The 2,641-nt window shown below is 42.3% G+C and carries 4 protein-coding genes; all 4 read right to left on the reverse strand.

Annotated elements, in window-relative coordinates; translation table 11 throughout:
- Nucleotides 1–479: cupin domain-containing protein (locus V7149_RS23790; RefSeq protein WP_335348050.1), on the reverse strand; the 479-nt coding region annotated here is incomplete at its 3' end.
- A gap of 16 nt (nucleotides 480–495) precedes the next feature.
- Nucleotides 496–1,119, reverse strand: a complete 624-nt coding sequence (locus V7149_RS23795; protein ID WP_335348051.1) for a methylthioribulose 1-phosphate dehydratase — start codon at nucleotides 1,117–1,119, stop codon at nucleotides 496–498.
- Nucleotides 1,116–1,781, reverse strand: a complete 666-nt coding sequence (locus V7149_RS23800) for a 2-hydroxy-3-keto-5-methylthiopentenyl-1-phosphate phosphatase (RefSeq protein WP_335348052.1) — start codon at nucleotides 1,779–1,781, stop codon at nucleotides 1,116–1,118. The genes V7149_RS23795 and V7149_RS23800 overlap by 4 nt, the downstream gene beginning before the upstream one ends.
- Nucleotides 1,778–2,641: 2,3-diketo-5-methylthiopentyl-1-phosphate enolase (locus V7149_RS23805; RefSeq protein ID WP_335348053.1), on the reverse strand; the 864-nt coding region annotated here is incomplete at its 5' end. The genes V7149_RS23805 and V7149_RS23800, both read right to left, overlap by 4 nt.

The raw sequence follows: 2,641 nt of genomic DNA on the forward strand, positions 1-2,641 counted from the left end.
AAAATACGGATAGCGACTACTTTTCTATCATCAGCAAGTGTGAAATAATGGCGAATATTTTCTGGAACAGAGATCAAATCGCCAGGGTTTAAATGCACTTCAAAAAAGCGCTCATCCCTACCTTGAATAACGAAAACTCCATGCCCGCTTGCGATAAAGCGCACTTCATCATCTGTATGATGGTGTTCTCTTTGGAAGTTTTTCAAAAGCTCATCAAGCTTAGGATTAGAATCAGATAATGAAATAACATCAGATGTTTTGTAACCGCGGCGTTCTGAAATACTGTCGATTTCTGCCTTGAAGGCATTTAGAATTCCGTTTTTCTCATCATCGCTAAGATCAAATTTTTCACGAAGATTTTCCGGTAGTTTTTCAATATCCCACTGCTCATAAATAACTTCCTGCTGCTCTAAAAATGCTGCAACCTCGTTTTGATTTTCAATTACTTCATTTGTACCTTGAATTGTAATTGTTGCCATCTGAAATCTCCCTCTCTTATTTAAAATTTGATTTAGCATTAATCAATGCTAGTTGATATTGAAATAGAAATTCACATGCTTCTAATAGTTTCTTAGCTTCAAAGCCATTCTTGCCCCAAACGGTAATGCCGTGGTTTCGAATAAGGACGGCTCCTTTATCAGCATGAATATGCTCTTGGAATTCTTCCGCTAAAGCAGGTATATGGGTATGGTTATGAATAATGGGGATGGTTAGCTTAGCATTCTCTTCCCAAAGATCAAACGCCTTGATTAATTCTTGAGATTGAAACGTTACTTTCCCTTCATCCCCATATAGCTCTGAGATGACATTGTTCGCTACTGTATGAACATGAAGACTGCAGCCCGCTAAAGTTTTTTGAAAAACAGCGCAATGCAATAGGGTTTCGGCAGATGGTTTCAGATGTGTTTCTTCAATCGCTTTGCCATCTCGATCGACTAGAAGGAAGTCTTCGAGAGTTCTTTTCCTTTTATCCTTCCCGCTTGCCGTTACGAGAAACTGCAATGGATCAGCGTTAACCTTGATGGCAAGATTGCCGCTAGTCCCCATGAACCAGTCCCTTGCAGCCAATTCATCCTTAATATCAGCTAATTCATTCCATTTGGATGCGAGCGCGCTCATACTTTCACATCCAATCGAGATTCAATGATGTCAATACAGTCTTGGAAACGCTCGAAAGGCTCGTAAGGGATATTCAATTCCTTGCACTTTTCAATGAGATAATCCCTGGCAATAACAACATCTGCAAGCTTCGCGGCTTCAAGATCCGTGATGGAATCCCCGATCACGATGCTCGTGTTTTCCCCGGATGCCAGATTTCGAATAATCGATGGCTTACAGCAGCCACAGCCTTTATTTGAGCAATCATCATCACACTCATGAGGGAATACAATTCGAATGTTTTCACCGGAAAAATCAGCTTCATTACAATAAATTTTTTCAAAAGGTCCAAATGCCTCAAGGACAGGATGTACGAAAAAATCGATCCCGCCGCTCACAATATAAAGTGGAATATTTGCTTCTCTAGTAAACTGAACAAATTCAGCAAAGCCTTCTCGAATTACAGCATCCTTCAGTACGAATGAGATGATTTCCTCTTTTTTCGAAGAGGGAAGAAGAGAGAACAGCTTGCCGACCCCTTCCTGAATGGAAACCTTTTGACCTAATATGTCATCCTTGATGGCGTCCCATTCCGGCGGGGCGAATTGTCTCATTATATTAACGATGTTATCTTTATTCGTAATTGTCCCATCGAAGTCGCAGAAAATCACTGGATTCTTCATTTTGAACCTCCCCATAACTCAAGGGCTATTTTTAATTCTTGATGTTCTTCTGCAGCGTTGGGCAAATTTTTACCTGCTAGAACAGCGTCAACAGCCTGTCTAAATGCCTTTCCACCGCCTGCTGCTCCGTGAGGGTGACCGTGGACGCCACCGCCAGCGTTGATTACGCAATCTTTTCCATAGTCGTCCATTAACAAAGGCACTAGCCCAGGATGGATGCCAGCAGATGGCACTGGAAACGCCCGTTTTACTGCAGCTTCTTCAGTCAGCTTCTCACCGATTGCCAGTGCAGCATTCTTTTCAAGAGCTACACTGCCATACGGAGAAGGGAATAAGGAAAAGTCAGCACCCGCATATCGTGTTAGCTTGCCAAGTACAAGCTGACTTGCTACCCCGTAAAAAGCTGATGAGGTGAAGGCACCGCTATAAGCTGGATGTGCCATAAGCGGAAGCTGAACCTCCTCATCCTCCGCAAGCTCCTGGAGGACATCCAGTCCATACGTATGAACGTTAAATAAAAGGGCATCAGCACCAAGATCCTTAGCTCTTTTTGCTTTATCTCTTAATTCGGAAGTCCGGCCTGTCAGGTTTACGGCATAAAGGGTACGATGGCCAGTTTTCTCATAGACCTGCTGTAAAACCTCTTTACTTCTTAAAATTCTTTGTTCAAATGGAGTTAGTAGATTTTCAAATAGGATTTCATCATCCTTCACAAGATCCACTCCGCCAAGAGCCTGCTCCTTCAATTGAGCTGTTAAATATTCGATGTCTCTTCCGATAACTCCCTTGAAAATACTCATGGTTAGTGGTCGATCATAAACATTTAATGTCTTCCGAATGCCTTCAATTCCAAAGCGCGG

Source organism: Bacillus sp. JJ1503, assembly GCF_036965125.1.
In the GTDB taxonomy this organism is placed as follows: domain Bacteria; phylum Bacillota; class Bacilli; order Bacillales; family Cytobacillaceae; genus Cytobacillus.